We start from the raw sequence: 26,693 nt of genomic DNA on the forward strand, positions 1-26,693 counted from the left end.
GCGCGCATGTCTCGTCCCGTCACGGTCGTCACGGGTGGCAGCCGGGGGATCGGTGCCGCGACCTGCCTGCGGCTAGCGTCGGACGGCCACGACCTGGTGGTCGGGTACGCACGCGACGACGAGGCCGCGGAGCGCACCGCGGACGCCGTGCGCGAGGCCGGGGCGCGGTGCGTGACCGTACGCGCGGACACCTCCGACGAGGCGGACGTCGAGCGGCTCTTCGACACGGCGGCGGAGCGGCTCGGGGCGGTGACGGGCCTGGTGAACAACGCCGGCGTGACCGGCCCGCTCGGTCGGCTCGCCGACACTGACACCGCCGAGCTGCGCCGGGTCGTGGAGGTCAACCTCCTGGGCACGCTGCTGTGTTCGCGCCGGGCCGCGCGGGACATGGCACTCCGGGGCGCAGGCGTCATCGTGAACGTCTCGTCGGCGGCGGCCACGCTCGGCAGTCCCGGGGAGTACGTCCACTACGCGGCCACCAAGGCGGCGGTCGACGCGCTGACGGTGGGTCTCTCGAAGGAACTCGGCCCCGACGGCATCCGCGTCAACGCCGTCGCCCCGGGCCTCATCGACACGGAGATGCATGCGGCGATGGGGGATCCGGACCGCCCGGCCCGGCTGGCGCCGTCGATTCCGCTGGGGCGGCCGGGGGATCCCGCGGAGGTCGCGGCGGCCGTGGCGTGGCTGCTGTCACCGGATTCGTCGTACGCGACGGGAGCGGTGCTGCGGGTGGCAGGGGGCCGGTGAGGCGAGGCGGCTCCGGCCGGGTGGCCGGCCCGCACGCTCAGGAAGTCCTCACTCCACGGACGCCACTCCACGGACGTCACTTCGCGGTCGTCACGCCGCCTCGATGACCTCGTGACGTATCGCCGCGGCCCACTGCACGACCAGCAGTTCGTACTCGGTCCTCTCCTGGGCCGACAGGGAACCGCCGGCGCGTATCCATAACGCGCGGATCTGCTCATTCAGCACGGCAGCAGACCGCGCGGAACCAGGGCTCACGGAATTGGGGGACATGCGCACAAGCGTAGGGCCAAGGACTGACAGTGCGCTACCAAACGGCTACCCATGCAGTATGTGGTTGGTCACGCCAAAAACGTTTGAGGGTCGACAGGTTGGGAAAAGGGGCTGGCCGCCGTTCCGCATCACCGCTGTTCGGCCCAGGTGCGGGACCAGTCGAGCAGGGGCCCCATCGCCGTCACGAGGTCCTCGCCGAGAGGAGTGAGGCGCCACGTCGTCTCGTCAGTGGGCGCCGCGATGCCCGCCTCGCGGAGGTCGGTGAGGCGGGCGGACAGGACGCTGGACGACATGGCGTCGCAGCGGCGCTGGAGATCGCGGAAGCCGATCGGCGCACCGCTCCGGTGGAGCTCCCAGATCACGCGGAGCGTCCAGCGGCGGCCCAGGAGGTCCAGGGCGGCCATGACGGGACGGCCGGTGGCCGAACCGCGCACGGGCCGACCGGGGCGGGGTGCGGTGCCCAAGATGCCTTCCCTCCTCGTCGGTTTCCTGACAACTGCCGATGCTTTCCTTTGCGTTCCCACCCTTGCGCTTCGATTTCAGAAGCGCAAGAGTCGGAAGGCATGAAGCAACGCATCGAGGGCGTCACGCCGCCCTATGACCCCGAATCCGAACGCGAGTTGCGCCGCTGGATGCCGCCCGGCGTCACCCACGAACCCCTGATGCTCTTCAAGGTCCTGCAACGCCACCCCGACCTCGCCTCCCGTATGCGCACCCTAGGCGCGGGCCTGCTCGTCCACGGCCGGCTCTCCGACGCCGACCGCGAGTTGGTCATCGCCAGGGTGGCGGCCCGCTGCGGCTGCGCGTACGAGTGGGGCGTCCACATGGTCGCGTACGCCGAAGCCTCGGGTCTGGGGCAGGAGCGGATTCCCCTGACGGTGACCGGGACTCCGGCCGACCCGGCCTGGACGCCACGCCAGGGCGCCCTGCTCACGGCCGTGGACGAACTCCACGACACGGCCCGTCTGTCGGACGACGGCTGGACCGCTCTCCGCGCCCATCTCGACGAACTCGAGGCCCTGGAGTTCCTGGTCCTGGCGGGTTGGTACCGCACCATCGCGTACGTGGCCAACGGGCTGGAGATCGAACAGGAGCCGTGGGCGCGGGCGTTCCCGGAGGAATGAGCCGGACCGGGGCCGCGATCCCCGCGGATGGCCGTAGAACCTCGCGGACAGCCGTAGAGCCCCGCGAATAATCGAGTGCCCCCAAGAACCCGCCCCGCTACGGTGGTTCACGTCCGGGTGCGAAGGCAGCGGCTACTTCTCCTCTCAAGAGAGAGACGCGGGTTCGAATCCCGTCGCCGGCGCGAGCCGGTGTCGTCCAGCGGCCGAGGACACTTACGTCGCCGCCGCCGAGTCCGATCTCCGGACACCGAGCACGGGCCGCCCGCCACGGGGGAAATCAGGCGGGCGGCTTCGTCATGTCGGGAGCGTCTGTGCGGGCGGCGGTCGTCAGCCCGCCGACTCGGCCGCGTGCGGGCTCAGCGCGCCGATGCTGACCAGCACGATGATCAGGATGCCGAGCAGGATGCGGTAGTAGACGAACGGCATGAAGCTCTTGGTCGTGATGAACTTCATGAACCAGGCGATAACGGCGTAACCCACAAGGAAAGCGACGATCGTCGCGAAGACCGTGGGGCCCCAGGAGACATGGCCGCCCTCGCTCGCGTCCTTGAGCTCGAAGGCGCCGGACGCGAGAACCGCCGGGATGGCGAGCAGGAACGAGTAGCGGGCCGCGGCCTCGCGCGTGTAGCCCATGAGGAGGCCGCCGCTGATGGTGGCCCCGGAGCGCGAGACGCCCGGGACGAGGGCCATGGCCTGGCAGACGCCGTAGATCAGGCCGTCCTTCACGCTCAGGTCCTGGAGCGACTTGCGCTCCTTCGCGGCCCGGTGCTTCCCGCCCGTCTCGTCGCGCGCCGCGAGGCGGTCGGCGATGCCGAGGATGATGCCCATCACGATCAATGTCGTCGCGGTGATGCGCAGATCGCGGAACGGCCCCTCGATCTGGTCCTTGAGGGTGACGCCCAGCACGCCGATCGGGATCGAGCCGATGATCACGAGCCAGCCCATCTGCGCGTCGTGATCACTCCGCATCGCCTTGTTCGTGAGCGAGCGGAACCACGCCGAGATGATCCGGGCGATGTCCTTGCGGAAATAGATCAGTACCGCCGTCTCCGTACCGATCTGGGTGATCGCGGTGAAGGCCGCTCCCGGGTCCTCCCAGCCCGCGAACGCCGCGGTCAGCCGCAGGTGCGCGCTGGAGGAGACGGGAAGGAACTCGGTCAGCCCCTGGACGAGTCCGAGGATGAGGGATTCAAACCAAGACATGAAGTTACGTGATCCAAGTGCTGATGGCGGGAGCGGAGCGAATGGCCGGACGGACGTGCCGTGTTGTCGTCTGCGGTGATCAGGCGCGCCGGGGGCAGCGTAGCGCCCCTTGGGGAGCGCCTGACGACAGGGCCTCCCCGTCGGAGACCTCGCCACGGTGACCAGGGTGTTGACCCGCCGCGATGCCGACGCTTACGTTTCCGCGAGGAGTGAAAGCGCTTGCTGTTCGGCGATGGCCATCTCGTGGCCACCGAGGAGGGCAGGCGTCCGCCAGAACCGCTGTCACGTCCGATGGAGTGCTGATCACGTCCATGCGTACCTCACGCGACGCCACCACCAGCAAGACGACCGAGCACGAGGACATCGAGCACCCGAGCAACCAGTACGAGAGCACCGAGCGCGAGACCCTGCCGGCCGTTCCGCTCGACGGCCGCCGGATCAAGGCCGCCGTCATCGGCACCGGAGCCATCGCGTCCGGCAGTCATCTGCCCGCACTCGCCGCGCTCGCCGCGGAAGGCGAGGTGGAGATCGTCGCCGCGGTCGACATCGATGCCGACGCGGTGAAGCGCTTCTGTGCGGACGGCGGTGTTCCGCACGGCTACACCGATCTCGACCGGATGCTGGCGGAACAGCGCCCGGACCTCGTCTCCATCTGCACCCCGCCGACCCTCCACCGGGACCAGACCGTTGCCGCCCTGCGCGCCGGCGCCTGGGTGTGGTGCGAGAAGCCGCCCGTGCCGACCCTCTCCGACTTCGACGCCGTGGAGGCTGAGGAGGGCACCGAGGGCGGTCCGTACGCCTCCATCGTCTTCCAGCACCGGTTCGGCTCGGGAGCCCGGCACGTACGGCGTCTGATCGCCGACGGGGCCATGGGGCGGCCTCTCGTGGCGCACTGCCAGACCACCTGGTACCGCAACGCCGCGTACTACGCCGTGCCCTGGCGCGGGAAGTGGGAGACCGAGGGCGGCGGGCCCGCCATGGGACACGGCATCCACCAGATGGACCTGCTGCTCGACCTGCTCGGGCCGTGGAGCGAGGTGCGGGCCATGGCCGGGCGCCTGGTGCACGACGTGCAGACGGAGGACGTCTCGACCGCGCTCGTACGCTTCGAGAGCGGCGCGCTCGCGACCGTGGTCAACAGCGTGCTCAGCCCGGACGAGGTCAGCCGGATCCGCATCGACTGCGAGCACGCGACGGTCGAACTCACCCATCTCTACGGGCACAGCAACGACAACTGGCGCATCACCCCGGCACCGGACGCGCCCGTCGAGGCCGTGGCGGCCTGGCAGGACTTCGGCGCCGACGTGCCGAGCTCGCACCTGGCCCAGCTGCGTGACCTGGTCGCGAGCATGCGCGCGGGCGAGCGGCCGCGCAGCAGCGGCGCCGACGGGCGCACCAGCCTGGAGCTGATCACCGCGCTCTACAAGTCGGCGTTCACGGACGTCACCGTCCGCGCCGGTGAGATCGGGCCCGGCGACCCCTACTACACCGCCCTGCACGGCGGCGCGCCCGGCTGGGCACCCACGACGCACGAGGAGGCATCGGCATGACCGCACACGACGGCCTGCGCATCGTCCACGCCCACGGCGACCGCATCACGATCACCGAACCCACCACCGGTGTCGACCTGTTGAGCTACGTGTACGGCCCCGAGGCGGCCTGGGAGGCCCCGAAGCCGTATCTGCACCCGCTCAGGACGCTCGCGGGCAACGTTGTCACGGACTACCGGCCCAACGACCACCGCTGGCACAAGGGTCTGCAGATGACCGCCTCGCATCTGTCGGGGGCGAACCTGTGGGGCGGCAACACATACGTTCACGGAGAGGGATATCTCGAACTCCCTGAGCGTGTCGGGTCGATGACGCACGTCTCGTTCGACGAGGTGCGCGCCGACAGCGACCGTGTGGTCATCGCCGAGCGGCTCACCTGGCACCCGTACGACGGCTCGCTCTGGGCGGACGAGGAGCGCCGCGTCGAGGTCCACGACGTGGACCCGGTGTCCGGATCCTGGGCGCTGACCTTCTCGACCTCCGTCACCAACCGCCGTGACGAACCCCTGCGGTTCGGCAGCCCCACGACGGCCGGGCGGGAGATGGCCGGCTACACGGGCCTGTTCTGGCGCGGTCCCCGCGGCTTCCGGGACGGCAGGATCATCGGGCCCGACGGCGAGGGTCCCGACCTGATGGGTGAGCAGGCGCCCTGGCTCGCGTACTCCGCGGAGCACGACGTCGCCGACGGGTACGCGACGCTCGTCTTCGCGCACGCCCCCGAGAACGACCACACGGGCGAGGGCGGTGCCCATCCGGCCCACTGGTTCGTCCGCAACGAGCCGTTCGCGGCCGTCGCCCCCTCCTTCGCCTTCTTCGACGAGCTGGAGCTCGCCCCCGGCGAGACCCTCTCCCGCCGTTACCGCGTCGTCGTCGCCGACGGTGCCTGGGAGCGCGAGGAGATCGCCAAGTATCTGGCGGTGCACCCGTGGTGAGCGCGGCCGAGGGCTTCGCCGGGCTCCCCGGTGGCGTCGCCGTCTCGCATCTGTCGGTCTACGACTGGCCCGCCGACGACGGGGTGTGCGGCGGAACTCCCCATCTGCACCTGACCTGTTCGGAGGCGTACGTCGTCACCGGCGGGCGGGGCGCGGTGCAGACCCTGACCACGTCCGGGTACGAGGTCACGCCGCTCGCGCCCGGCACGGTCGCCTGGTTCACGCCCGGCACGATCCACCGGCTGGTCAACGAGGACGAACTGCGCATCACCGTCCTCATGCAGAACAGCGGGCTTCCGGAAGCCGGGGACGCGGTGCTCACCCTGCCGCCGAAGTACCTGACCGACCCGGAGACGTACGCCGCCGCGACCGTCATTCCGGCCGACGCGCCCGAAGAGGAGAAGGAGCGGTTCGCCCGTGCCCGGCGGGACCTCGCCCTGGAGGGCTACCGGGCGCTGCGCGAGGCGGACGGGCCCGAGCCGCTCGCCGCCTTCCAGCGGGCCGCCGCCGAGCTCGTACGCCCCCGGCTCGGGGAGTGGCGCGAGCGGTGGCGGCGGGGTGCCGAGGCGGCGGCCGCGGCCACCGGGGAACAGCTCGACCGGCTGGAGCGGGGGGACGTGTCCCACCTCGCCGACGCCGTCGTACGGGCCGAACAGCCGTCCGCGTACGGGAAGTTCGGGATGTGCGGGCGGCTCGACGTGTACCGGGGGGCGTAGCACCGGCTCCGGCGGGAATGTGCCTCCGGCTCCGGCGGGGAACCTGAGCGTCGGCGTTCGGGCTACGCCGCCGCGGGGCCCGTCGCCGTCCAGCCCGGGGTCTGCGGGTGGGCCGTCAGGTCGTCGTGCCGGACCGCCTCGCCGCACTCGGCGCAGGTGACGACCGGGACCAGTTCGTGGCCGCCCGCGTGGCCGGGGCCGCCGACGTGTTCGAGCACCATGGGGCGATCGCCGTCGTTGAGATGGCGGTCGCCCCACGCCATGAGCGTGAGGAGCACGGGCTCCAGCTCCAGACCGGCCCGCGTGGGCCGGTACTCGAATCGTGGCGGCTTCTCGCTGTACGCGACCTTCTCCAGCACACCGGCGTCCACCAGCCGCTTCAGGCGGCTCGTCAGCACGTCGCGCGGGGCGCCGATGTTGCGGACCAGCTGGTCGAACCGCGTGGCGCCCAGAGTCACCTCGCGCAGGACGAGCAGGGAGTACTTCTCGCCGACGAGCGCGAGGGCGTCGGCGACCGAGCAGGGGCGGGCGTCCTTCATGCGATCCAGTCTATGGGGGTGGGTTGGTTCTTCCAACCCACTGGGTTACCGTGGAGTCACATGGTGGGTTTGGAAAGCAAACCCTGTGACTTCGAGGGGCCGGACCATGCGTGACGCAGTCATCGTCGAAGCCGTACGCACTCCGATGGGCAGGGGCAGGCCGAACGGCTCGCTCGCCCACGTCCATCCCGTGGAACTCCTCGCCCACACCCTCCGTACGCTCGTCGAGCGCTCCGGGGTCGATCCCGCGCTGATCGACGACGTGATCGGTGGGACGGTCGACCAGGTCGGCGAGCAGGCCATGAACACCACGCGGTACGCGGTCCTCTCGGCCGGCTTCCCGGAGTCGGTGCCCGCGACGACGGTCGACCGCCAGTGCGGCTCCTCCCAGCAGGCGGTGCACTTCGCGGCGCAGGGCGTCATCTCGGGGGCGTACGACCTGGTCGTGGCCTGTGGTGTGGAGTCCATGAGCCGTGTCCCGATGTGGTCGAACGTGCCGGAGGGCAAGGATCCCTTCGGGCCCGGAGTCGCCGAGCGCTACCCCGAAGGGCTGATTCCGCAGGGGATCAGTGCCGAGCTGATCGCGGCCAAGTGGTCGATCTCGCGCGAGGAGATGGACGCCTTCGCGGTGGAGTCGCACCGCAGGGCCGCCGAGGCGTGGGAGAGCGGGCTGTTCGCCGACGAGGTCGCGCCTCTCGACGGTGTGACGCGGGACGAGTGCGTCCGGCCCGGCAGCAGCACGGAGGTCCTGGCCGGTCTGAAGCCCGCCTACTACGACCCGGCCTTCGGCGAGCGCTTCCCGCAGATCGACTGGAACGTCACCGCGGGCAACGCCAGCCCCGTCAACGACGGCGCCTCCGCCGTGCTCATCACGTCCAGTGAGACCGCTGCCCGGCTCGGTCTGCGACCCCTTGCGCGGCTGCACAGCTTCGCCGTCACCGGGTCCGACCCGCTGCTGATGCTCACCGGTGTCGTTCCCGCCACGGAGAAGGTGCTTCGCAGGGCCTCGCTCACCCTCGACGACATCGACCTCTTCGAGGTCAACGAGGCCTTCTCCAGCGTCGTCCTCGCCTGGCGGCAGGAGACGGGCGCCGACCTCTCCAAGGTCAACGTCCACGGCGGGGCGATCGCCATCGGCCACCCGCTCGGCGCGAGCGGCGCACGGCTCACGACCACGCTCGTGCACGCGATGAGGGCGCGCGGCGCCCGCTACGCCCTCCAGACGATGTGCGAGGCGGGCGGCCTGGCGAACGCGATGGTGCTGGAGGGGCTGTAGGAGGGGCCCGTAGGCGCGAGGTCGGCCCACTGCGGGAGGCTGCTCACCCGCGCCCGACGACGGTGCCTGCCGGGTTGTCACACGGTTGCGGACGTCCCTCGGGCAGATCCCAAGGGGCAGATCCCAAGAGGCCGACCCCGAGGAACCCGACTCAGCGGTCCCGGAAGTGGTGGCGTTTGCGCCAGGCGATGATCGCTCCCGCGAGGGCGGGGAGGGCGATGAAGGCCATGGCGATCAGAAAGGCGGGGGACGTCGGGGTCGAGGCGCGGGCCCCGGCGACGACGTACGCGGCGGTGTTGGGGATCGAGCCGAGGCCCGTGGCGAGGAGGAAGGGGAACCAGCCCATGCGGGAGACGGACGCGCAGTAGTTCGCGGCCCAGAACGGCACTCCGGGGAAGAGTCGGGCCGCCATCATCGAGCGGAAGCCGTGGCGGCTGAGCTGGCCGTCCGCCGCCTTCAGCCAGCGGCCCCGGAGCAGTGGCCGCAGCGCGTCCTGCCCGAGTATCCGGCCGAGCCCGAAGGCGATCCCGGCCCCGAGCACCGTACCCGCGAGCGAGGCCCCGAGCCCGAGCTGTGAACCGAACAGGGCGCCCGCCGCCAGATTGAGGAGCGGCCGGGGCACGAACGCGACCGTGCACAGCCCGTACGCCACCGCGAAGACCACGGACGCGGCCGCGCCGTTCAGCTGGGGCGGCCAGCCGTCGGCCAGCAGCTTCTGGGGCTCGAACAGCAGCACCGTCGCGCCCGCGGACACCAGCAGCGACACCAGCAGAGAGAGCCGGGACCACGGAGAGAGCAGTGCTCTCGTGCAGCGGGCGGCCAGACCTCTCGGTGCGGTGGCGAACTCGGTGGTGAACTCGGTGGGGACGAGTTCCGTTGCGGGGACCGGGGGAACGGCCGTAGCGGTGCCCCCAGAGCGGGTGGTGGCATCGAGCATCCGGTGACACTAACTGACCAATGTGTGTGATCGCCGTATGGTTCGTCTCATGGGCGTCACAGCTTCCGGAACGTCAGATGGCCAGTTGGAGCTGCCGCGCAGCGCCCTCGCGGACACCGTGCTGGAGCGGCTCACCGCCACCTACGCCGCGGCGGCCGATCCGCGGCGGGCCGGCGAGATGCGCGCGTACATGAAGGACATCGCCCCTTTCCTGGGCCTGACCACGCCCGATCGCCGCGCGCTCTCCCGGACCGTCCTCGACGGAACACCCCGTCCGGACGAGGCCGACTGCACGGCGGTGGCACTGCGCTGCTGGCGGCTTCCGGAGCGCGAGTACCAGTACTTCGCCGTCGACTATCTGCGCCGGCATGTGAGGCGTCTCTCGTCCGGCTTCCTGCCCGTGACACGTCATCTCGTCTCCACGGTCCCTTGGTGGGACACCGTCGACGCACTCGCCGCCCATGTGGTCGGAGGCCTCGTGGCGGCCGACCCGAAGCTGAAGTCCGACATGGACGGGTGGATCGAGGACGACGACCTGTGGGTCGCCCGGACCGCCCTCCTCCACCAGCTCCGCCACAAGGACGCCACCGACACCGAACGCCTCTTCGGATACTGCGTCCGCCAGTCCGGGCACCCCGACTTCTTCATCCGTAAGGCGATCGGCTGGTGTCTGCGCGAGTACGCCAAGACGGATCCGCAGGCGGTACGGGACTTCGTCGCCGGCGAGCGGGACCGGCTCTCACCGCTGTCCGTGCGCGAGGCGCTCAAGAACGTCGGCCCCTGACACGCCGGATCACCGGGACCTCCGACACCGGAACGTCCGCACCTCACGCAGAGGATCACCGGCACCTCACGCACCAGCGGAAACACCCGACTCTGCGCGGCTCACGGCCGCGAAAAACCATTCGACGGGGCCATGTGCGTCGGCGATGATCTCCTCATGTTCCGGTACGCCTTCCACCTCGCAGCATCCGCAGTCGCGGATGTGCCGAAGGCTGCCGTCCTGATCAACCTGGCCGCCGCAGACGGCGCCCGAAGCTGACCCTTCCCGGATCGTCCGGCGGACCCCGCAGGGGGAGGGTCGGCAAGTCCTTGGGGTCCCTGTCCCGGCCGCTCAGCCGCCGGGGCCATCACTCAGCTCCGCTGACACCGAAGAGGCTTCGAGGTACTGCCATGCCCAAGACGGCTTACGTGCGCACCAAACCGCATCTGAACATCGGCACCATGGGTCATGTCGACCACGGCAAGACCACCCTGACCGCCGCCATCACCAAGGTCCTCGCCGAGCGCGGCTCCGGCACGTTCGTTCCCTTCGACCGGATCGACCGTGCCCCGGAGGAGGCCGCGCGCGGCATCACCATCAACATCGCGCACGTCGAGTACGAGACCGACACCCGGCACTACGCGCACGTGGACATGCCGGGCCACGCCGACTACGTCAAGAACATGGTCACCGGTGCCGCGCAGCTCGACGGGGCGATCCTCGTCGTCTCCGCGCTCGACGGGATCATGCCGCAGACCGCCGAACACGTGCTGCTCGCCCGGCAGGTGGGCGTGAACCACATCGTGGTGGCGCTCAACAAGGCCGACGCCGTCGACGACGGCGAGGACACTGTGCTCACCGACCTCGTCGAGCTGGAGGTCCGCGAGCTGCTCTCCGCGCACGGCTACGGGGGCGACTCCGTACCGGTCGTACGGGTCTCCGGACTCAGGGCGCTGGAGGGCGACCCCCGGTGGACCGAGGCGATCGGCGCGCTGCTCGACGCCGTGGACACGTATGTGCCCATGCCCGAGCGGTACCTGGACGCTCCGTTCCTGTTGCCGGTGGAGAACGTGCTCACCATCACCGGCCGGGGCACGGTCGTCACGGGAGCCGTCGAGCGCGGCACCATTCGCGTGGGCGACCGTGTCGAAGTGCTCGGCGCCGCCGTGGACACGGTGGTCACCGGCCTGGAGACCTTCGGCAAGCCCATGGACGAGGCGCAGGCCGGCGACAACGTGGCGTTGCTGCTGCGCGGCGTGCCACGTGACGCGGTGCGCCGCGGACACATCGTCGCGGCGCCCGACAGCGTCGTACCGAGTCGTCGCTTCTCCGCGCAGGTGTACGTCCTGTCGGCGCGCGAGGGCGGTCGTACGACTCCGGTGTCCACCGGCTACCGGCCGCAGTTCTACATCCGCACCGCGGACGTCGTCGGCGATGTCGACCTCGGCGAGCGGGCGGTCGCGCGGCCCGGCGACACCGTCACCATGACGGTCGAGCTGGGGCGCGAGGTGCCGCTGGAGCCGGGCCTCGGCTTCGCGATCCGTGAGGGCGGCCGCACGGTCGGCGCCGGAACGGTGACCGCTGTCGGCTGACTCCGGCGCGGGTGCCCGCCTTTCGTTCCGTACGGGAGGCGGGCACCGGTGTGTCCGAGGGCACCGGCACGTCGGCGAAACGCGGGTGCGCCCGTGCCGGGCCGCGGCCGAGGATGGGGAACATGACGACCCAGAAGCCCCGCCGAAGAGCCGAGACATTCGCCGCCGCCGAGGACGACGACCGTCGCTTCAGCACCTCCGCCACCGCCGACGAACGCACCCTCCTCGTCGACATCCTGGGTGCCCAGCGGGCGACTCTGGAGATGAAGTGCGCTGGTCTGACAGGTGAGTTGGCCCGGCGGTCCGTGGAGCCCTCCACGCTCTCGCTGCTCGGTATCGTCCGGCATCTCGCCGACATGGAGCGCCGCTGGTTCCGGCGGGCACTGGCCCGGCAGGACGCGCCCCCGCTCTTCTCCTCGGAGGCGTGCCCGGACGACGATTTCGACGGGGCGTCCGCCGACCCCGCCGTGATCGCCGAGGCCTGGAGGGTCTGGCGCGCCGAAGTGACCTTCTCCGACGGCTTCGTCGCCGACGCGCCCGGTCTCGACCTTGCGGGCGAGGACCCCTGGCGCGGGCCCGTGTCGCTGCGCTGGGTCCTCGTCCACATGGTCGAGGAGTACGCGCGCCACAACGGTCACGCCGACCTGCTCCGCGAGCGCATCGACGGTGCGATCGGCGTGTGAGGCGGGCGATGCGGGGCGAGTGGTGCCGGGCGGGGATCGGCCACGACCGGGCCCGGTCGTGCCCGTACGGGCACAATGGACGCGTGGACGAGCCGATACCCGTGACGCGAGCCGTGGATCACGGGACCGCCAAGCTGATGCCGGACGTCGACCGGAAGCGGGCGTGGCTCCTGACGGTCGACGGGGCACCCCAGTCGTACGTGGATCTCGACGCGCCGACGCACCTGGAGTTCGAGTACGCGCGACGACTCGGGCACGTCCTGGACACCCTCGCGGAACCGGGGCGGGCGCTGGACGTGCTGCACCTCGGCGGCGGTGCGCTCACCCTGCCCCGCTATCTCGCGGCGACCCGGCCGGGGTCCCGGCAGGACGTGGTCGAGGCCGACAGCGGACTGCTCGACCTCGTCGTAGAGCATCTGCCCGTCCCCGACGACGCGGGCATCACCGTGCACGGCGCGGACGCCCGCGCCTGGCTCGAATCCGCGCCCACCGACTCCGCCGACGTCCTGATCGCCGACGTCTTCGGCGGTTCGCGGGTCCCCGCCCACCTGACCTCGGTGGCGTACGCCCGTGAGGCCGAGCGGGTCCTGCGCGCCGAAGGCGTCTACCTGGCCAACCTCGCCGACGCCACGCCCTTCGCCTTCCTGCGCTCCCAACTGGCCACGTTCTCCACGGTCTTCGACGAGCTGGCGCTGATCGCCGAGCCGGGCGTGCTGCGTGGCCGCCGCTTCGGCAACGCGGTGCTCGTCGCCTCGCACCGCCTGCTCGACACCCCCGCCCTCACCCGCCGCACGGCCGCCGACGCCTTTCCGGCCCGGGTCGAGTACGGAGACACACTCCGCGTCTTCATGGGCGACGCGCGGCCCGTACGGGACGAGGACGCGGTGCCGTCCCCCGAGCCGCCCGACGGGGCGTTCAGCATCGGCTGAGGACCGACCGATACGCGCGGTGGCCGGCTCCGGCCACCGCGCGTCCGATGTCACGTGTCCGTGGGTGCGGCCTCGGTGAGGCGGACGGTGCTGAGGATCTTCTGGACGGTCGCCTCGGGGATCTCGTCGCCGACACCCTTGGCGCCGTACAGGTTCCAGGTGACGAAGTCGCCCGCGCCGTTCTTGAACGCGAAGGTGATGGCCTTGCCCTCGCTGTCGCACTTGCCGTTCTGCGGCGTGTTCTTCGAGTACGCGGTGGCGATGCTGCCTTCGAGGCCAGACTTCGTCGTGTACGCCTTGGCCTTGTCGAACTTCACGCTCTTCTTGTCCGGCTGCGTGTAGCCGCCGAAGATCCACCACGGGACACGGGTCTCGGCCGCCTCGGCCGAGTCCTTGGCGCCGTTCTCGCCGCGCGTTCCGGCGGTGGCCAGCGCGGTGTCCTCGTCGCGGCCGTCCTTGTCGCTGTCCGTGGTGCACCACTTGGACTTGAGGTAGGCGGGGGCGGTGACCGTGGTGCGGTCGGTCTTGCCCTTCTCCTCCCACTCGAAGCCCACACTCGTGTCGGTGCTCTCGATCTCCCAGTCGGAGGGCACGTCGAACATCGTGCCGAAGCGGGGGTTGATGACGACCTTCCAGCCCGCGATGGTCGCCTTCTCGCCGTCGGTTCCGCGCGGGTTGTCCTCGCCGGTGGAAGGGGAGGCGCTCGGGTCCTTCGACGCGCTCGACGACGGTGACTGCTTCGTCTTGCCGTCCTTGTCGCCGCCGGCCTCGTCGTCCTTGTCGCCGCCCAGGACCAGGAAGCCCGTCACACCCGCCGCGACCACGACGGCCGTGGCCGCCACGATGGCGACGAGCTTCGTCCTGTTCCCGTCACCGCCGCCGCCCTGCGGCGGCTGCGGGGTCTGCGGCACACCGGGCGCACTCCAACCGGGCTGCCCCGGCTGCGTGTACGGGTTCGGCGTCTGGGGTCCGGCCTGTTGGAATCCGGGTTGCTGATACGGATTCGGCTGCTGGTACCCCGGCTGCTGGTACGGGTTCTGGTTCTGGTCCTGCGGGTTCTGCTCGCCCCCGGGCGGCTGGTTTCCTGGCCACATGGGCAGTAACCCTAGTGCCGCCCCGGACACGGTTGGGTCACCGCCCTTCGTCAGGGGCGTACCGGATCGGGGCCCAGATGGGTCCTTATGGAGACGTACTGTACGAACGAAGCCCCTCCGGTGTTCTCGAAAGCGAACATCCGCGCCCTGTGGGCGAGTTCCCCGGTGTTCCCGACGATCACTTTTCGCCACTGGCCACGGCTGGCTACTCGCGGGTAACGTGCCCGCCATGAGCGCAGACCAGATGTCGATCGGCGAGATGCTCGCCGCCACGGTTCCGATGGTGCGGACCCTGAAGCTGGAGTATCTCGAGACCACTCCGGAGAAGGCCGTCCTCTCGCTGCCCGACCAGAGCGAGTACCACAACCATGTGGGCGGGCCGCATGCCGGCGCGATGTTCACGCTGGGGGAGTCGGCGAGCGGTGCCGTCGTACTGGCCGCGTTCGGGGACCAGCTCGCACGGGCAGTGCCGCTGCCCGTGACCGCCGAGATCGCGTTCAAGAAGCTGGCCAGGGGGCCTGTCACGGCCACCGCCACACTGGGGCGCTCCATCGAGGACGTCGTCGCCGAACTCGACGCCGGGGAGCGGCCGGAGTTCCCCGTGGCCGTCGTCATCCAGCGCGAGGACGGTGCCGTGACCGGTGAGATGACGGTCATCTGGACGCTGCGGCCCAACGGCTGAGGACCTTGCCCGGGGCGTCACCACCGGGCCTCTGAAGGAGCCCGGGGCGTCGTGCGTACAGCGGCGGGGCGCGGGCTGGGTGGACCGGGCGTCCTCGTCCGTAACCGCCGGGAGGGTGGACCCGTCGTGCGGGGCCACCCTCCAGAGTGTTCTCCGGTCCGGTCAGCTGTAGAAGGCCGGCCGCTCTACGAGTTCGACCTCGATCCGGCCGCCCTCGTTCTGGGCGCGGACGCCAGCCTCGCAGACCGCGGCCGTGGCGTAGCCGTCCCAGGCGCTGGGCCCGGTGACCTCGCCGCGGCGGGTGGCGTCGACCCAGGCCTGCACCTGGCGGTCGTACGCGTCCTCGAAGCGCTCCACGAAGTCCTGGGCGATGGTGCCGCCCCAGCGGCCCGCCTGGTTGGTGACCAGGGCGTGGCCGTCACCGATGCGGGCCGTGCCGCGTTCGCAGACCACCTCGGCCTGTACCTGGTACCCGAAGCCGCAATTGACGTTGATCTCGACGTCGACGATCGCGCCGCCCGCGGTCTCGAACACGACGAACTGCGGATCCTGCAGGCCCTCCGGGGCGTTGCCGGACGGCGTCGGCTTCAGCACGGTGACCGCGGTGATCTCCTGGTCGAGCAGCCAGCGCGTGATGTCCATCTCGTGCACGACGGAGTCGTTGATGAGCATCTCGCTGGTGAAGCCGGGCGGGGTCGCGACATTGCGGTGCCGGTTGTGCAGCATCAGCGGCCGGCCCAACTGCCCGGTGTTCAGCAGCGCCTTGAGCTTCGCGTACTCGGTGTCGTACCGGCGCATGAAGCCCACCTGCACCAGGCGGTGCCCGACCTTCTGCTCGGCCTCCAGGACCCGCAGCGCCGACTCGGAGCCCGGGGTGAGCGGCTTCTCGCACAGGACGGGCAGATCGTGCTCGAAGGCCGTGAGAAGCGCCGCCTCGTGGGCGGGGCCCGGGGAGGCGATCAGTACGGCGTCGACGCCGTCCGAGGCCATCGCGGCGGCCGCGTCGGTGTGGGCCGTGCAGCCCTCGATACCGTCGGCGATCCGCTTGACCCGTTCCGCGTCGACGTCCACGACCGCGGCGACGCGTGCCCCGTTGGTCACTTGGTCGAGGCGCCGCACATGATCGGCGCCCATCTTTCCGGTGCCGATGACGGCCACGCCGAGCGTTCCGCGCTGAGCCATGGTCGGTTGATCCCTTCTCAGGCGCCGCAGGAGCGCAGGAACTGGCGGGTGCGCACCGCGATGGGCAGGGGCTTGTCCGGCGGACAGGGGTACATGTCCTGCTCGACGATGGCGAACAGGTCGACGCCGAGGCGCTGCGCGGCGTCCAGCACCGGCTCCAGGGCGGGCACGCCGGTGGGCGGCTCGCACATCACACCGCGCTGGACGGCGGGGCCGAACGGGACCTCGTTCTTGACGACATCGGCGAGGATCTCCGGGTCGACCTGCTTCAGGTGCAGATAGCCGATGCGCTCGCCGTACGTCTCGATCAGCTTGACGTTGTCGCCGCCGCAGTAGGCGTAGTGCCCGGTGTCCAGGCAGAGGCTGACCAGGCCCGAGTCCGTCGAGTCGAGGAAGCGCTCGACGTGCTCCTCGGTGTCGATGTGCGTGTCGGCGTGCGGGTGCACCACGATGTCGAGACCGAAGCGCTCCTTCACCTCGTGGCCGAGGCGCTCCATGCCCTTGGCGAGGTACGACCATTGACGGACCGTCAGCTCCGACGGCTCGATCAGCGCGGCGGTCTTGTCGTCCCGCCAGAAGGACGGGATGACCACCAGGTGCTTCGCGCCCATCGCCCGGGTCAGCTCGGCGACCTGGCTGACGTGCTCCCAGGTGGCGTCCCAGACGTCGGGGCCGCGGTGCAGCGCGGTGAAGACCGTACCGGCCGACACCTTGAGATCCCGCTTGTTCACCTCGTCGGTGAGCTTGGCCGGGTCGGTCGGCAGATAGCCGTACGGGCCGAGCTCGATCCAGGAGTAACCGGCCTCGGAGACCTCGTCCAGGAAGCGTTCCCAGGGCACCTGCTGGGGGTCGTCGGGGAACCAGACGCCCCACGAGTCCGGCGCGGAGCCGACGCGGATGCGGTCGAGCGCGTTGGCCATCAGGAGGCCTTTCCTTCCGAGGAGGAGGCGGCGGTGGGTGCCTTGAGGTCTTCGGCTTCGGGGAGTTCTTCGACGTCGACGCCACGGACCTGGGCCAACTCGTGTTTGAGTGCGGCGAGTTCGGCGCCGCCTGCCATGTGGTTGGTGAGTTCTTCGAGGCTGACGTCGGCGCGGGCGGCGGAGAGTTCCATGGTGCCCAGGCGCAGGACGCTGAAGTGGTCGCCGACCATGTAGGCGTGGTGGGGGTTGTGGGTGATGAAGATGACGCCCAGTCCGCGGTCACGGGCCGCGGCGATGTACTTCAGCACGACGCCGGACTGTTTGACGCCCAGGGCTGCGGTGGGTTCGTCGAGGATGAGGACGCGGGCGCCGAAGTAGACGGCGCGGGCGATGGCCACGGACTGGCGCTGGCCGCCGGAGAGGGTGCCGATGGGCTGGTCGAGGTCGTCGAGGATGATGCCCATGTGGCGCAGTTCCTGGTCCGCGGTCGCCTTCATCCTCGCGATGTCCAGGCGGCGGACGGGCCAGGGGCCCTTGGTCATCTCGGAGCCGAGGAAGAAGTTCCGCCACACCGGCATCAGGGGGACGGTGGCGAGGTCCTGGTAGACGGTGGCGATGCCCTTGTCGAGGGCCTCGCGCGGGTTGCTGAGCTGGACGGCCTGGCCGTCGATGAGGAATGCGCCCTCGGTGTGCTGGTGCAGCCCGGAGATGATTTTGATGAGGGTGGACTTGCCGGCGCCGTTGTCCCCGAGCACGCAGGTGACCTGGCTGGGATATACGGCGAGGTCGACGCCGTGCAGGGCGCGGACGTTGCCGTAGGCCTTGCCTGCGGCCTTGAGTTCGACGATCGGCTCGGTGGTGTCGGGCTTGTCCTTGACCGCTGCGCCGTTGGGGGAGGTGGGGTTGGTGGTCATGGGCTTTACCTCCGGGTGGCCTGGCGGCGGACCCACAGATTGACGAGGGCGGCGAGCAGGAGCATGACGCCGAGGAAGGCCTTGAACCAGTCGGGGTTCCAGTTGGCGTAGACGATGCCCTGGGAGACCATGCCGAAGATGAAGGCGCCGATGACCGGGCCGATCGCGGAGCCGTAGCCGCCGGTGAGCAGGCAGCCGCCGATCACCGCGGCGATGATGTACAGGAACTCGTTGCCCACGCCCTCGCCGGACTGGACGGTGTTGAACGAGAACAGGATGTGCATCCCGACGAACCAGGCACCCGCACCCACCCCCATGAAGAGGGCGATCTTGGTGAAGGTGACCGGGACGCCGACCGCGCGGGCCGATTCCTTGTTGCCGCCGGTGGCGAAGATCCAGTTGCCGAACTTGGTGCGCAGCAGCAGCCAGGTCGCCGCCGCGGCGAAGACCAGCCAGTAGAAGACGGTGATCTTCACGTCGACGCCGCCGATGCTGATCTCCGAGGCGAAGATCTTCTTGGCCTGGTCGAAGCCGTCCATGTCACTGATCGAGTCGGTCGCGACGTTCCCGGTGAAGATCTTTGTGATGGCGAGGTTGGCGCCCTGCAGGATCAGGAACGACCCCAGCGTGATCAGGAACGACGGCAGCCCGGTGCGTACCAGCATGTAGCCGTTGAAGGCGCCAATGGCCAGGGAGACCAGCAACGCGACGATGACGCCGGTCCATACATTCATGGAGAGCTGGAAGCTCCACATGCTCGCCGTCAGCGCCGAGGTCGTCACGGCCACACCGGCGGACAGGTCGAACTCCCCGCCGATCATCAGCAGCGCCACCGGCAGCGCCATGATGCCCATCACCGACGACTCGTAGAGCACGTTGGCCAGCGACCCCGCCTCCCGGAACGGGGAGGCCACCGCAAAGAAGAACACGTACACGGCGATCGCCGCGATCAGCGCGCCGATCTCGGGGCGGGCCGCCAGCCTGCGGGTCAGGGAGCGTTGCGAGGTCCGGCCGTCCTTGGGGGCGGCCGGCGGAGCCGGCGACGAGGAACCCGTCGCCGGTGCCGTTGCCTGGGACATGGAAATCACCGAGTGCCCTTCGCGGCGAACTTCGCGATGGCCTCGACGTTGGACTTGTCGACGAACGCCGGACCGGTGAGGACCGCTTCCTGGCCGCCACCGCTGAAGTTGCCGTTGGTCTTGTAGAGCCACAACGAGTCGACCGAGAGGTAGCCCTGCAGGTAGGGCTGCTGGTCGACCGCGAACTCGACGTCGCCGTCCTCGATGGCGCTGACCATCTCCTTGTTGAGGTCGAAGGTCGCGACCTTGGCCTTGCTGCCCGCGTCGTCCACGGACTGCACGGCGGTCAGCGCGAACGGGGCACCCAGGGTGACCACGTAGTCGATCGCCGAGTCCTGCTTCAGCTTTGCGGTGATCGTCGACTTCACGGCCGGCATGTTCGTGCCGTTCACGTACAGGTTCGTGGTCTTGCCCTTGAAGGTCTTCTTCACACCCGCGCAGCGCGCCTCAAGAGCGACGTGACCCTGCTCCTGGATGACGCAGATGTTGTTCTTCGCGCCGAGTTCGTTGAGCTTCTCGCCGAAGGCCTCACCGGCGACGGACTCGTCCTGGCCGAAGTACTCCAGCAGGCCCTGCTCCTTCCAGTCGTCGATGCCTCCGTTGAGGCCGACGACCGGGATGCCCGCCGCCTTGGCCTTGGCGACCGCGGACTTCATGGCGTCGGGCTTGGCCAGAGTGACCGCGATGCCGTCGACCTTCTGGTCGATCGCGTTCTGGACGAGGTTGGCCTGCTTGGCCGAGTCCGGGTTGCTGGAGTACACCAGCTCGACGTTGTCCTTGGCGGCGGCGGTCTCCGCTCCCTTGCGGATGAGGTCCCAGAAGGTGTCGCCGGGAGCCGCGTGGGTGATCATCGCGACCTTCATGCGGGGGGTGTCGGCCTTGCCGGCAGACGCGTTGCCCGTGTCCTCCTCGGCCTTCTTGCCGCCGGAGTCGCTGGAACAACCGGTGACTATCAGGGCCGCCGCGGCGGCCGCGGCGACGAGGGCGAATCTGCGGGAACGGGTGCGAAACGTGCGGTCCATCTTTCCGGCACCTCACTGTGCGACAGGGGAAAGGGAGCAGGGGCAGCGGTCCGGGCGGGTGCCCGGTCCTTCGGCCCGTACGGAAGGAGACCGCAGGGCCACGTACCGACAAACTCGGCTGTGCTGTTGGGAGGGGATGTAAGTCCCTGACAGACCCCGCTGTCAATACTTTGTTAAGACATCATTTCAGGATCACGTGAGAATGTAAGTACAAAGTCTTGACATGGCTCGGCCTCGGTCTTACACCTAGGACACACCGGTCCCCTGCATCCCGCACCCCCGGAAGCCCGCAGCCACACGAGGAGCGACGCGTATGACCGAGTCCTTCGACCTGATCACCATGGGTCGCATCGGGGTCGATCTCTACCCTCTGCAGACCGGAGTGCCGCTCGCGCGCGTCGAAACCTTCGGTAAATTCCTCGGTGGCTCGGCGGCCAACGTGGCGGTCGCCGCGGCCCGTCTCGGCCGGTCCACGGCGATCGTCACCCGAACCGGCGATGATCCCTTCGGAGCCTATCTGCACCAGGCTCTCAAGGAGTTCGGGGTCGACGATCGCTGGGTCACCCCCGTCGAGGCGTATCCGACGCCGGTCACTTTCTGTGAGATCTTCCCGCCCGACGACTTCCCGCTGTACTTCTACCGGCAGCCCAAGGCGCCCGATCTGGAGATCCGCACCGACGAGCTGGACTTCTTCGCCGTCCGGGCCGCGAAGATCTTCTGGATCACCGGCACGGGTCTGAGCGAGGAGCCCAGCCGCTCCGCCACGCTCGCGGCCCTCAAGGCGCGCGCCAAGGCCGGCACCACCGTCTTCGACCTCGACTGGCGCCCCATGTTCTGGAAGAACCCCGACGAGGCCCGCCCGTACTACGCCGAGGCCCTGCGGCACGTCACCGTCGCCGTCGGCAACCTCGACGAGTGCGAGGTCGCCACCGGCGTCCGCGAGCCGCGCGCCTGCGCCGAGGCACTCCTCGAAGCGGGCGTGGAACTGGCCGTCGTCAAGCAGGGCCCCAAGGGCGTCCTCGCCGTCCACCGCGACGGCACCACCGCCGAAGTGCCGCCCGTACCCGTCGAGGTGGTCAACGGCCTCGGCGCGGGCGACGCGTTCGGCGGCTCGCTCTGCCACGGGCTGCTGGCCGGCTGGGAGCTGGAGAAGACGATGCGGTACGCCAACGCGGCCGGCGCCCTGGTCGCCTCCCGCCTCGCCTGCTCCTCCGCGATGCCCACCGCCGCCGAGGTCGAGGATCTCGTCGCCTCCCGCGCCTGACGCCGTCACCCCTTGAACGGAGCCAACCCTTGAGCATCACCATCCCCGACCTCGTCAGGGTGCGCGCCCGGCACCCGGAGGCGGTGGCCGAAGCGGCCGCCCGCCGGACCCGGCGTCCCCTGGTCGGCGACAGCGGCCGCCTCATGATCGTGGCGGCCGACCACCCGGCACGCGGCGCGCTCGGAGTGGGCGATCGCAGGCTGGCGATGGCCAACCGCGCCGACCTGCTGGAGCGTCTGTGCATCGCGCTGTCGCGGCCGGGCGTGGACGGGGTGCTCGCCACCGCCGACATCCTGGACGACCTGCTCCTGCTCGGCGCGCTGGAGAACAAGGTCGTCATGGGCTCCATGAACCGCGGCGGCCTGGCCGGTGCCGTCTTCGAGATGGACGACCGGTTCACCGGACACCGGGCCGAGGACATAGCCCGGCTGAACTTCGACGCGGGCAAGCTGCTGCTGCGCATCGACTACGACGACCCCGGCTCGCTGACCACGCTGGAGTCGACGGCCCGCGCGATCGACGACATGGCCGGGCACCGGCTTCCCGTGTTCGTCGAGCCGTTCATCTCCCGCCGCGTCGAGGGAACCGTCCGCAACGACCTCACCGCCGAGGCCGTCACCCGCTCCATCGCCATCGCCTCCGGGCTCGGCGGCACCTCCGCCTACACCTGGCTGAAACTGCCCGTCACCAGCGACCCGGACGACATGGCCGCCGTGCTGGAGACCTCGACCCTGCCCGCCGTCCTGCTCGGCGGCGAGGTCGGCAGGGACCAGGAGGGCGCGTACGAGAGATGGCGCAAGGCCCTGCGACTGCCCACCGTCCAGGGCCTGGTCGTCGGCCGGTCCCTGCTCTATCCCGCCGAGGGCAGTGTGGAGACCGCGGTGGACACCGCGGTCGGCCTGCTCTGACCGGAAGGACCCACTTTTCATGACCAGCGCACACCACCTGCCCGCGGGCAAGGCCGCGAGCGGTCCGTACGCCGTGGACGTCACCCCGGAGAGCGCCGGCTGGGACCACTCCAGCCTGCGCGTCCTCGAACTGGCGCCCGGCGGCACGCACTTGTTCACCGCCGGGGACAGCGAGTGGATCGTGACCTCGCTCAGCGGCGGCTGCGCCGTCACGGTCGGCGACGACTTCGGCCGCGACGAGTTCGAACTGCGCGGCCGCGCGAGCGTGTTCAGCGGCGCCAGCGACTTCGTATACGTGCCGCGTGACGCGACCGCGACGCTCACCTCGGCCGACGGCGGGCGCTTCGCGCTCACCGGGGCCCGCTGCTCCCGGCGCCTGCCGGCCCGCCACGGGCCCGCCGAGTCCGTCCCGGTCGAGCTGCGCGGCACCGGAAACTGCTCCCGCATGGTCCGCAACTTCGGCGCGGCCGGGGTCTTCGAGTGCGACAAGCTCATCGCGGTCGAGGTGATCACCCCGGGCGGCAACTGGTCCTCGTACCCGCCGCACAAGCACGACGAGAACCGGCCCGGCGAGGAGTCCGAGCTGGAGGAGATCTACTACTTCGAGATCGCCGACCACGAGGGCACACCCGGCCTCGGCTACCAGCGGGTCTCCCCATCCGGCCACGGCAGCGGCACCGACGTGCTCGCCGAGGTGCGCGGCGGCGACGTCGTCCTGATCCCGGACGGCTGGCACGGCCCCTCCATCGCCGCGCCCGGCCACGACATGTACTACCTCAACGTCATGGCGGGTCCCGGCGAAGACCGGGCCTGGCTGATCTGCGACCACCCCGACCACGCCTGGATCCGCGACACCTGGCCGAGCCAGCCCGTCGACCCCCGGCTGACCCGAACCACCCAGTGAGGAACCGATGAGCCGCTCCACCCTTCGCCTGACCGTCGCCCAGGCACTGGTGCGTTTCCTGGCCGCGCAGTACACCGAACGCGACGGCGTACGGCACCGGCTGATCGCCGGGACCTGGGGGATCTTCGGCCATGGCAACGTCGCCGGTATCGGCCAGGCGCTCCTGGAGGCCGGCGAGGACACCATGCCGTTCCACCAGGGACGCAACGAACAGGCCATGGTGCACGCCGCGGTCGGCCACGCCCGCCAGCTGAACCGGCTCTCCGCGCAGGCGGTCACCACCTCCATCGGCCCGGGCGCCACCAACCTGGTCACCGGCGCGGCCCTGGCCACGGTCAACCGCCTTCCGGTGCTGCTCCTGCCCGGCGACTACTTCGCGACGCGCGCCGCCGACCCGCTGCTCCAGCAGCTGGAGCACCCCGTCGAGGCGGACCTGTCGGTCAACGACACCCTGCGTCCGGTCTCCCGCTACTTCGACCGGATCACCCGCCCCGAGGCGCTGATCCCCTCCGCCCTGAACGCGATGCGCGTGCTCGCCGACCCCGTCGAGACCGGCGCCGTCACCCTCGCCCTGCCGCAGGACGTGCAGGCCGAGGCGTACGACTGGCCCGAGGAGTTCTTCGCCGACCGGATCTGGCACGTACGCCGCCCGGCCCCCGAACCGGCCGAGCTCGCGGCAGCCGCGGAAGCCGTACGAGGCTCCCGGCGCCCCCTGATCGTCGCGGGCGGCGGCATCCACCACAGCGAGGCCGAGCCGGCCCTCAAGGCGTTCGTGGAGGCCACCGGCATCCCGGTCGCGTCCACCCAGGCCGGCAAGGGCTCCCTGCGGTACGACCACCCGGCGGACGTCGGCGGCGTCGGCCACACCGGCACCGCCGTCGCCGACGAACTGGCCCGCACCGCCGACCTGGTCATCGGCGTCGGCACCCGCTACACGGACTTCACCACCGCCTCCGCCACGCTCTTCCAGGAGCCGGGCGTGCGGTTCGTGAACCTCAACGTGGCCGCCTTCGACGCGCACAAGCTGAGCGCCCGCACCCTGGTCGCCGACGCCCGCGCCGGTCTGGAGGCCCTCACCGAGGCGCTGTCCGGCCACCGCGTGGACGCGGCGTACGAGGCCGAGTACCGCGCGGGCAAGGAGCGCTGGGAGGAGGTCGTGGACGCCGTCTACCGGGCGGACGACGAGCACGCCGTCCCCACCCAGACCCAGGTCCTGGGCGCCCTGGACGCCGTGGTCGGCGACGACGACGTCGTCATCAACGCGGCCGGCTCGCTCCCCGGCGACCTGCACAAGCTCTGGCGTGCGCGGAGCCCGCGCCAGTACCACCTGGAGTACGGCTACTCCTGCATGGGCTACGAGATCCCGGCGGGCATCGGCGTCCAGCAGGCCGCCCCCGGCACCCCCGTCTGGTCACTCGTCGGCGACGGCACGTACCTGATGATGCCCACCGAGATCGTCACCGCCGTCCAGGAGGGCCTGCCCGTCAACCTGGTGCTCATCCAGAACCACGGGTACGCCTCCATCGGCGGCCTCTCCGCGGAGACGGGCGGCGAGCGCTTCGGCACCGCCTACCGCTACCGGGCCGCCGACGGCAGCTTCACCGGCGCCCCGCTGCCCGTGGACCTGGCCGCCAACGCGGCCAGCCTCGGCATGGACGTCCTGCGCGCCAAGACCGTCCGCGAACTGCGCGACGCCCTGGCCACGGCCCGCGCCTCGGACCGGCCGACGTGTGTGTACGTCGAGACCGACCCGACGCCCACCGCCCCCGCCGCAGAGGCCTGGTGGGACGTACCGGTCGCCGAGGTCGCCACCCGCGACGCCGCCTCCCGCGCCCGCGAGAGGTACGACCGGCGTGTCGTCGACCGCCGCCGCCACCTCTGACCTCCCCCCGCTCACGAAAAGGATCCACACCATGCAGAACATCAACCACTGGATCGGGGGGAAGCCCGTCGAGGGCGCCTCCGGCCGCTTCGGCCCCGTCTACAACCCCGCCACGGGCGCCCAGGAGAAGCAGGTGCCCTTCGCCTCCGTGGACGAGGTGGACGCCGCCGTCGCCTCCGCGCGGGCCGCCTTCGAGAGCTGGGGGACCGCCTCGCTGGCCAAGCGCACGACCGTCCTCTTCAAGTACCGCGAGCTGCTCGACGCGCACCGCGACGAGATCGCCGAGCTGATCACCGCCGAGCACGGCAAGGTGCACTCGGACGCGCTCGGTGAGATCGCCCGCGGCATGGAGATCGTCGAACTCGCCTGTTCCGTACCGCAGTTGGTGAAGGGTGAGCTTTCCACGCAGGTCTCCACGCGCGTCGACGTGGCCGCGATCCGCCAGCCGCTCGGTGTCGTCGCGGGCATCACGCCCTTCAACTTCCCGGCCATGGTGCCGATGTGGATGTTCCCGCTCGCCATCGCCTGCGGCAACACCTTCGTGCTCAAGCCGAGCGAGAAGGACCCCTCCGCCTCCTACCGGCTGGCCGAACTCGCCTCCGAGGCGGGCCTCCCCGACGGCGTGCTCAACATCGTGCAGGGCGACAAGGTCGCCGTGGACCGCCTCCTGGAGCACCCCGACATCACGGCCGTCTCCTTCGTCGGCTCCACGCCCATCGCCAAGTACATCCAGCTCAAGGGCATCGAGCACGGCAAGCGCGTACAGGCTCTCGGCGGCGCCAAGAACCACATGCTCGTACTGCCCGACGCCGACCTGGACTTCGCCGCCGACCAGGCCATCAACGCCGCCTACGGCTCGGCCGGCGAGCGCTGCATGGCCGTCTCGGTCGTCGTCGCCGTCGGCGACACCGGCGACGAGCTGGTCGACAAGATCGCCGAGCGGGCCAAGGGCCTGAAGATCGGCCCCGGCAACGACGCGGCCAGCGAGATGGGCCCGCTCATCACCCGCGAGCACCGCGACAAGGTCGCCTCGTACGTCGCGGGCGCGGCCGCCCAGGGCGCCGAGGTCGTCGTGGACGGAACCGGATTCACCGTCCCGGGCCACGAGGACGGCTTCTTCATCGGCGTCTCGCTCCTCGACAAGGTGCCGGTCACCGCGGACGCGTACAAGGACGAGATCTTCGGCCCGGTGCTCTGCGTGGTCCGCGCCGAGACCTACGACGAGGCCATCGCGCTGATCAACAGCTCCCGCTGGGGAAACGGCACCGCGATCTTCACCCGGGACGGCGGCGCCGCCCGCCGCTTCCAGCTGGAGGTCCAGGCCGGCATGGTCGGCGTGAACGTGCCGATCCCCGTGCCCGTCGGCTACCACTCGTTCGGCGGCTGGAAGGACTCCCTCTTCGGGGACCACCACATCTACGGCAACGACGGCATCGCCTTCTACACGCAGGGCAAGGTCATCACCACCCGCTGGCCCGACCCGGCCGACAGCGGCGGCATCAACCTCGGCTTCCCCAGCCACTCCTGACGGAAGCCACATCCGAAGGAGGCCGTGCCCGACCCGGGTACGGCCTCACCGAA

The 26,693-nt window shown here is 70.4% G+C and carries 27 protein-coding genes and 1 tRNA gene; 17 read left to right on the plus strand and 11 right to left on the minus strand.

Annotated features, from left to right (window positions below):
* Positions 1-6: 6 nt before the first annotated feature.
* A complete protein-coding gene (locus JEQ17_RS39180; RefSeq protein WP_200399662.1) occupies positions 7-747 on the plus strand; it encodes an SDR family NAD(P)-dependent oxidoreductase in 741 nt (246 codons plus the stop codon).
* Between the two features lie 90 nt (positions 748-837).
* On the opposite strand, the gene JEQ17_RS39185 is transcribed toward JEQ17_RS39180, so the two are convergent.
* Positions 838-1,017: a hypothetical protein gene (locus JEQ17_RS39185; protein ID WP_200399663.1), complete on the minus strand. Its 180-nt coding sequence runs from the start codon at positions 1,015-1,017 to the stop codon at positions 838-840.
* Between the two features lie 128 nt (positions 1,018-1,145).
* Positions 1,146-1,484: a winged helix-turn-helix transcriptional regulator gene (locus tag JEQ17_RS39190; protein ID WP_383388721.1), complete on the minus strand. Its 339-nt coding sequence runs from the start codon at positions 1,482-1,484 to the stop codon at positions 1,146-1,148.
* 96 nt (positions 1,485-1,580) lie between these two features.
* Between JEQ17_RS39190 and JEQ17_RS39195 the strand changes: the two genes are divergently transcribed.
* Positions 1,581-2,141 carry a carboxymuconolactone decarboxylase family protein gene (locus JEQ17_RS39195; protein WP_200399664.1) on the plus strand — a complete coding sequence of 187 codons (561 nt, stop codon included), beginning with the start codon at positions 1,581-1,583 and terminating at the stop codon, positions 2,139-2,141.
* Positions 2,142-2,260: 119 nt separating this feature from the next.
* Positions 2,261-2,320: transfer RNA gene (locus JEQ17_RS39200), tRNA-OTHER, on the plus strand.
* A 148-nt stretch (positions 2,321-2,468) separates the two neighbouring features.
* On the opposite strand, the gene JEQ17_RS39205 is transcribed toward JEQ17_RS39200, so the two are convergent.
* Positions 2,469-3,344, minus strand: a complete 876-nt coding sequence (locus JEQ17_RS39205; RefSeq protein WP_200399665.1) for an undecaprenyl-diphosphate phosphatase — start codon at positions 3,342-3,344, stop codon at positions 2,469-2,471.
* A 296-nt stretch (positions 3,345-3,640) separates the two neighbouring features.
* On the opposite strand from JEQ17_RS39205, the gene JEQ17_RS39210 reads away from it, so the two are divergent.
* Genes JEQ17_RS39210 through JEQ17_RS39220 form a run of 3 tightly spaced genes read left to right on the plus strand, consistent with a single transcriptional unit; the run spans position 3,641 to position 6,542 of the window.
* Complete coding sequence (locus JEQ17_RS39210) at positions 3,641-4,894, plus strand: Gfo/Idh/MocA family protein (protein WP_407700118.1); 1,254 nt, start codon at positions 3,641-3,643, stop codon at positions 4,892-4,894.
* Positions 4,891-5,826 (plus strand): DUF6807 domain-containing protein, encoded by a 936-nt coding sequence (locus tag JEQ17_RS39215; RefSeq protein ID WP_200399667.1) that lies wholly within the window; start codon positions 4,891-4,893, stop codon positions 5,824-5,826. The genes JEQ17_RS39210 and JEQ17_RS39215 overlap by 4 nt, the downstream gene beginning before the upstream one ends.
* Complete coding sequence (locus JEQ17_RS39220) at positions 5,823-6,542, plus strand: cupin domain-containing protein (protein WP_200399668.1); 720 nt, start codon at positions 5,823-5,825, stop codon at positions 6,540-6,542. Before JEQ17_RS39215 ends, JEQ17_RS39220 begins: the two co-directional genes overlap by 4 nt.
* Positions 6,543-6,604: 62 nt before the next feature.
* Here the strand turns inward: JEQ17_RS39220 and JEQ17_RS39225 are convergent, their stop codons facing one another.
* Entirely contained in the window at positions 6,605-7,081 is a 477-nt protein-coding gene (locus JEQ17_RS39225) for a winged helix-turn-helix transcriptional regulator (protein WP_407700119.1), read from the minus strand.
* Between the two features lie 106 nt (positions 7,082-7,187).
* On the opposite strand from JEQ17_RS39225, the gene JEQ17_RS39230 reads away from it, so the two are divergent.
* Positions 7,188-8,357, plus strand: a complete 1,170-nt coding sequence (locus JEQ17_RS39230; RefSeq protein WP_200399669.1) for a thiolase family protein — start codon at positions 7,188-7,190, stop codon at positions 8,355-8,357.
* A gap of 151 nt (positions 8,358-8,508) precedes the next feature.
* Here JEQ17_RS39230 and JEQ17_RS39235 read toward each other — a convergent pair whose 3' ends face one another.
* Positions 8,509-9,294, minus strand: coding sequence for a TVP38/TMEM64 family protein (locus JEQ17_RS39235; protein ID WP_200399670.1), 786 nt, complete (start codon positions 9,292-9,294; stop codon positions 8,509-8,511).
* A 49-nt stretch (positions 9,295-9,343) separates the two neighbouring features.
* Here JEQ17_RS39235 and JEQ17_RS39240 point away from each other — a divergent pair, with 49 nt between their 5' ends.
* From JEQ17_RS39240 to JEQ17_RS39255, 4 genes are all read left to right on the plus strand, one after another.
* Positions 9,344-10,078 carry a DNA alkylation repair protein gene (locus JEQ17_RS39240; protein ID WP_200399671.1) on the plus strand — a complete coding sequence of 245 codons (735 nt, stop codon included), beginning with the start codon at positions 9,344-9,346 and terminating at the stop codon, positions 10,076-10,078.
* 389 nt (positions 10,079-10,467) lie between these two features.
* Positions 10,468-11,649: an elongation factor Tu gene (gene tuf, locus JEQ17_RS39245; protein WP_200399672.1), complete on the plus strand. Its 1,182-nt coding sequence runs from the start codon at positions 10,468-10,470 to the stop codon at positions 11,647-11,649.
* A 122-nt stretch (positions 11,650-11,771) separates the two neighbouring features.
* Positions 11,772-12,332, plus strand: coding sequence for a DinB family protein (locus tag JEQ17_RS39250; protein WP_200399673.1), 561 nt, complete (start codon positions 11,772-11,774; stop codon positions 12,330-12,332).
* 83 nt (positions 12,333-12,415) lie between these two features.
* Positions 12,416-13,261, plus strand: coding sequence for a spermidine synthase (locus tag JEQ17_RS39255; protein ID WP_200399674.1), 846 nt, complete (start codon positions 12,416-12,418; stop codon positions 13,259-13,261).
* Positions 13,262-13,311: 50 nt separating this feature from the next.
* On the opposite strand, the gene JEQ17_RS39260 is transcribed toward JEQ17_RS39255, so the two are convergent.
* Positions 13,312-14,355 (minus strand): proline-rich domain-containing protein, encoded by a 1,044-nt coding sequence (locus tag JEQ17_RS39260; protein ID WP_200399675.1) that lies wholly within the window; start codon positions 14,353-14,355, stop codon positions 13,312-13,314.
* A 244-nt stretch (positions 14,356-14,599) separates the two neighbouring features.
* On the opposite strand from JEQ17_RS39260, the gene JEQ17_RS39265 reads away from it, so the two are divergent.
* On the plus strand, positions 14,600-15,037 hold the full coding sequence (locus JEQ17_RS39265) for a DUF4442 domain-containing protein (RefSeq protein WP_200401950.1): 438 nt from the start codon (positions 14,600-14,602) through the stop codon (positions 15,035-15,037).
* Positions 15,038-15,199: 162 nt separating this feature from the next.
* On the opposite strand, the gene JEQ17_RS39270 is transcribed toward JEQ17_RS39265, so the two are convergent.
* The 5 genes from JEQ17_RS39270 to JEQ17_RS39290 are packed head-to-tail and all read right to left on the minus strand — an operon-like array spanning position 15,200 to position 20,154.
* Positions 15,200-16,219 carry a Gfo/Idh/MocA family protein gene (locus JEQ17_RS39270; protein WP_200399676.1) on the minus strand — a complete coding sequence of 340 codons (1,020 nt, stop codon included), beginning with the start codon at positions 16,217-16,219 and terminating at the stop codon, positions 15,200-15,202.
* A gap of 17 nt (positions 16,220-16,236) precedes the next feature.
* On the minus strand, positions 16,237-17,139 hold the full coding sequence (locus tag JEQ17_RS39275; RefSeq protein WP_200399677.1) for a sugar phosphate isomerase/epimerase family protein: 903 nt from the start codon (positions 17,137-17,139) through the stop codon (positions 16,237-16,239).
* On the minus strand, positions 17,139-18,053 hold the full coding sequence (locus JEQ17_RS39280) for an ATP-binding cassette domain-containing protein (protein WP_200399678.1): 915 nt from the start codon (positions 18,051-18,053) through the stop codon (positions 17,139-17,141). Before JEQ17_RS39280 ends, JEQ17_RS39275 begins: the two co-directional genes overlap by 1 nt.
* A gap of 5 nt (positions 18,054-18,058) precedes the next feature.
* Positions 18,059-19,132: an ABC transporter permease gene (locus JEQ17_RS39285; RefSeq protein ID WP_200399679.1), complete on the minus strand. Its 1,074-nt coding sequence runs from the start codon at positions 19,130-19,132 to the stop codon at positions 18,059-18,061.
* A gap of 5 nt (positions 19,133-19,137) precedes the next feature.
* A complete protein-coding gene (locus tag JEQ17_RS39290) occupies positions 19,138-20,154 on the minus strand; it encodes a sugar ABC transporter substrate-binding protein (RefSeq protein WP_200399680.1) in 1,017 nt (338 codons plus the stop codon).
* A 313-nt stretch (positions 20,155-20,467) separates the two neighbouring features.
* On the opposite strand from JEQ17_RS39290, the gene iolC reads away from it, so the two are divergent.
* From iolC to JEQ17_RS39315, 5 genes are read left to right on the plus strand one after another with little or no spacing between them, the layout of a single operon-like run.
* Entirely contained in the window at positions 20,468-21,418 is a 951-nt protein-coding gene (gene iolC / locus JEQ17_RS39295; RefSeq protein WP_200399681.1) for a 5-dehydro-2-deoxygluconokinase, read from the plus strand.
* Positions 21,419-21,447: 29 nt separating this feature from the next.
* Positions 21,448-22,326, plus strand: a complete 879-nt coding sequence (locus tag JEQ17_RS39300) for a Cgl0159 family (beta/alpha)8-fold protein (protein WP_200399682.1) — start codon at positions 21,448-21,450, stop codon at positions 22,324-22,326.
* 19 nt (positions 22,327-22,345) lie between these two features.
* Positions 22,346-23,230 carry a 5-deoxy-glucuronate isomerase gene (gene iolB, locus JEQ17_RS39305; RefSeq protein WP_200399683.1) on the plus strand — a complete coding sequence of 295 codons (885 nt, stop codon included), beginning with the start codon at positions 22,346-22,348 and terminating at the stop codon, positions 23,228-23,230.
* Between the two features lie 7 nt (positions 23,231-23,237).
* A complete protein-coding gene (gene iolD / locus JEQ17_RS39310; RefSeq protein WP_200399684.1) occupies positions 23,238-25,112 on the plus strand; it encodes a 3D-(3,5/4)-trihydroxycyclohexane-1,2-dione acylhydrolase (decyclizing) in 1,875 nt (624 codons plus the stop codon).
* Between the two features lie 31 nt (positions 25,113-25,143).
* Positions 25,144-26,640, plus strand: coding sequence for a CoA-acylating methylmalonate-semialdehyde dehydrogenase (locus tag JEQ17_RS39315; RefSeq protein ID WP_200399685.1), 1,497 nt, complete (start codon positions 25,144-25,146; stop codon positions 26,638-26,640).
* Positions 26,641-26,693: the final 53 nt, after the last annotated feature.

The sequence above is a fragment of the Streptomyces liliifuscus genome (assembly GCF_016598615.1).
In the GTDB taxonomy this organism is placed as follows: domain Bacteria; phylum Actinomycetota; class Actinomycetes; order Streptomycetales; family Streptomycetaceae; genus Streptomyces; species Streptomyces liliifuscus.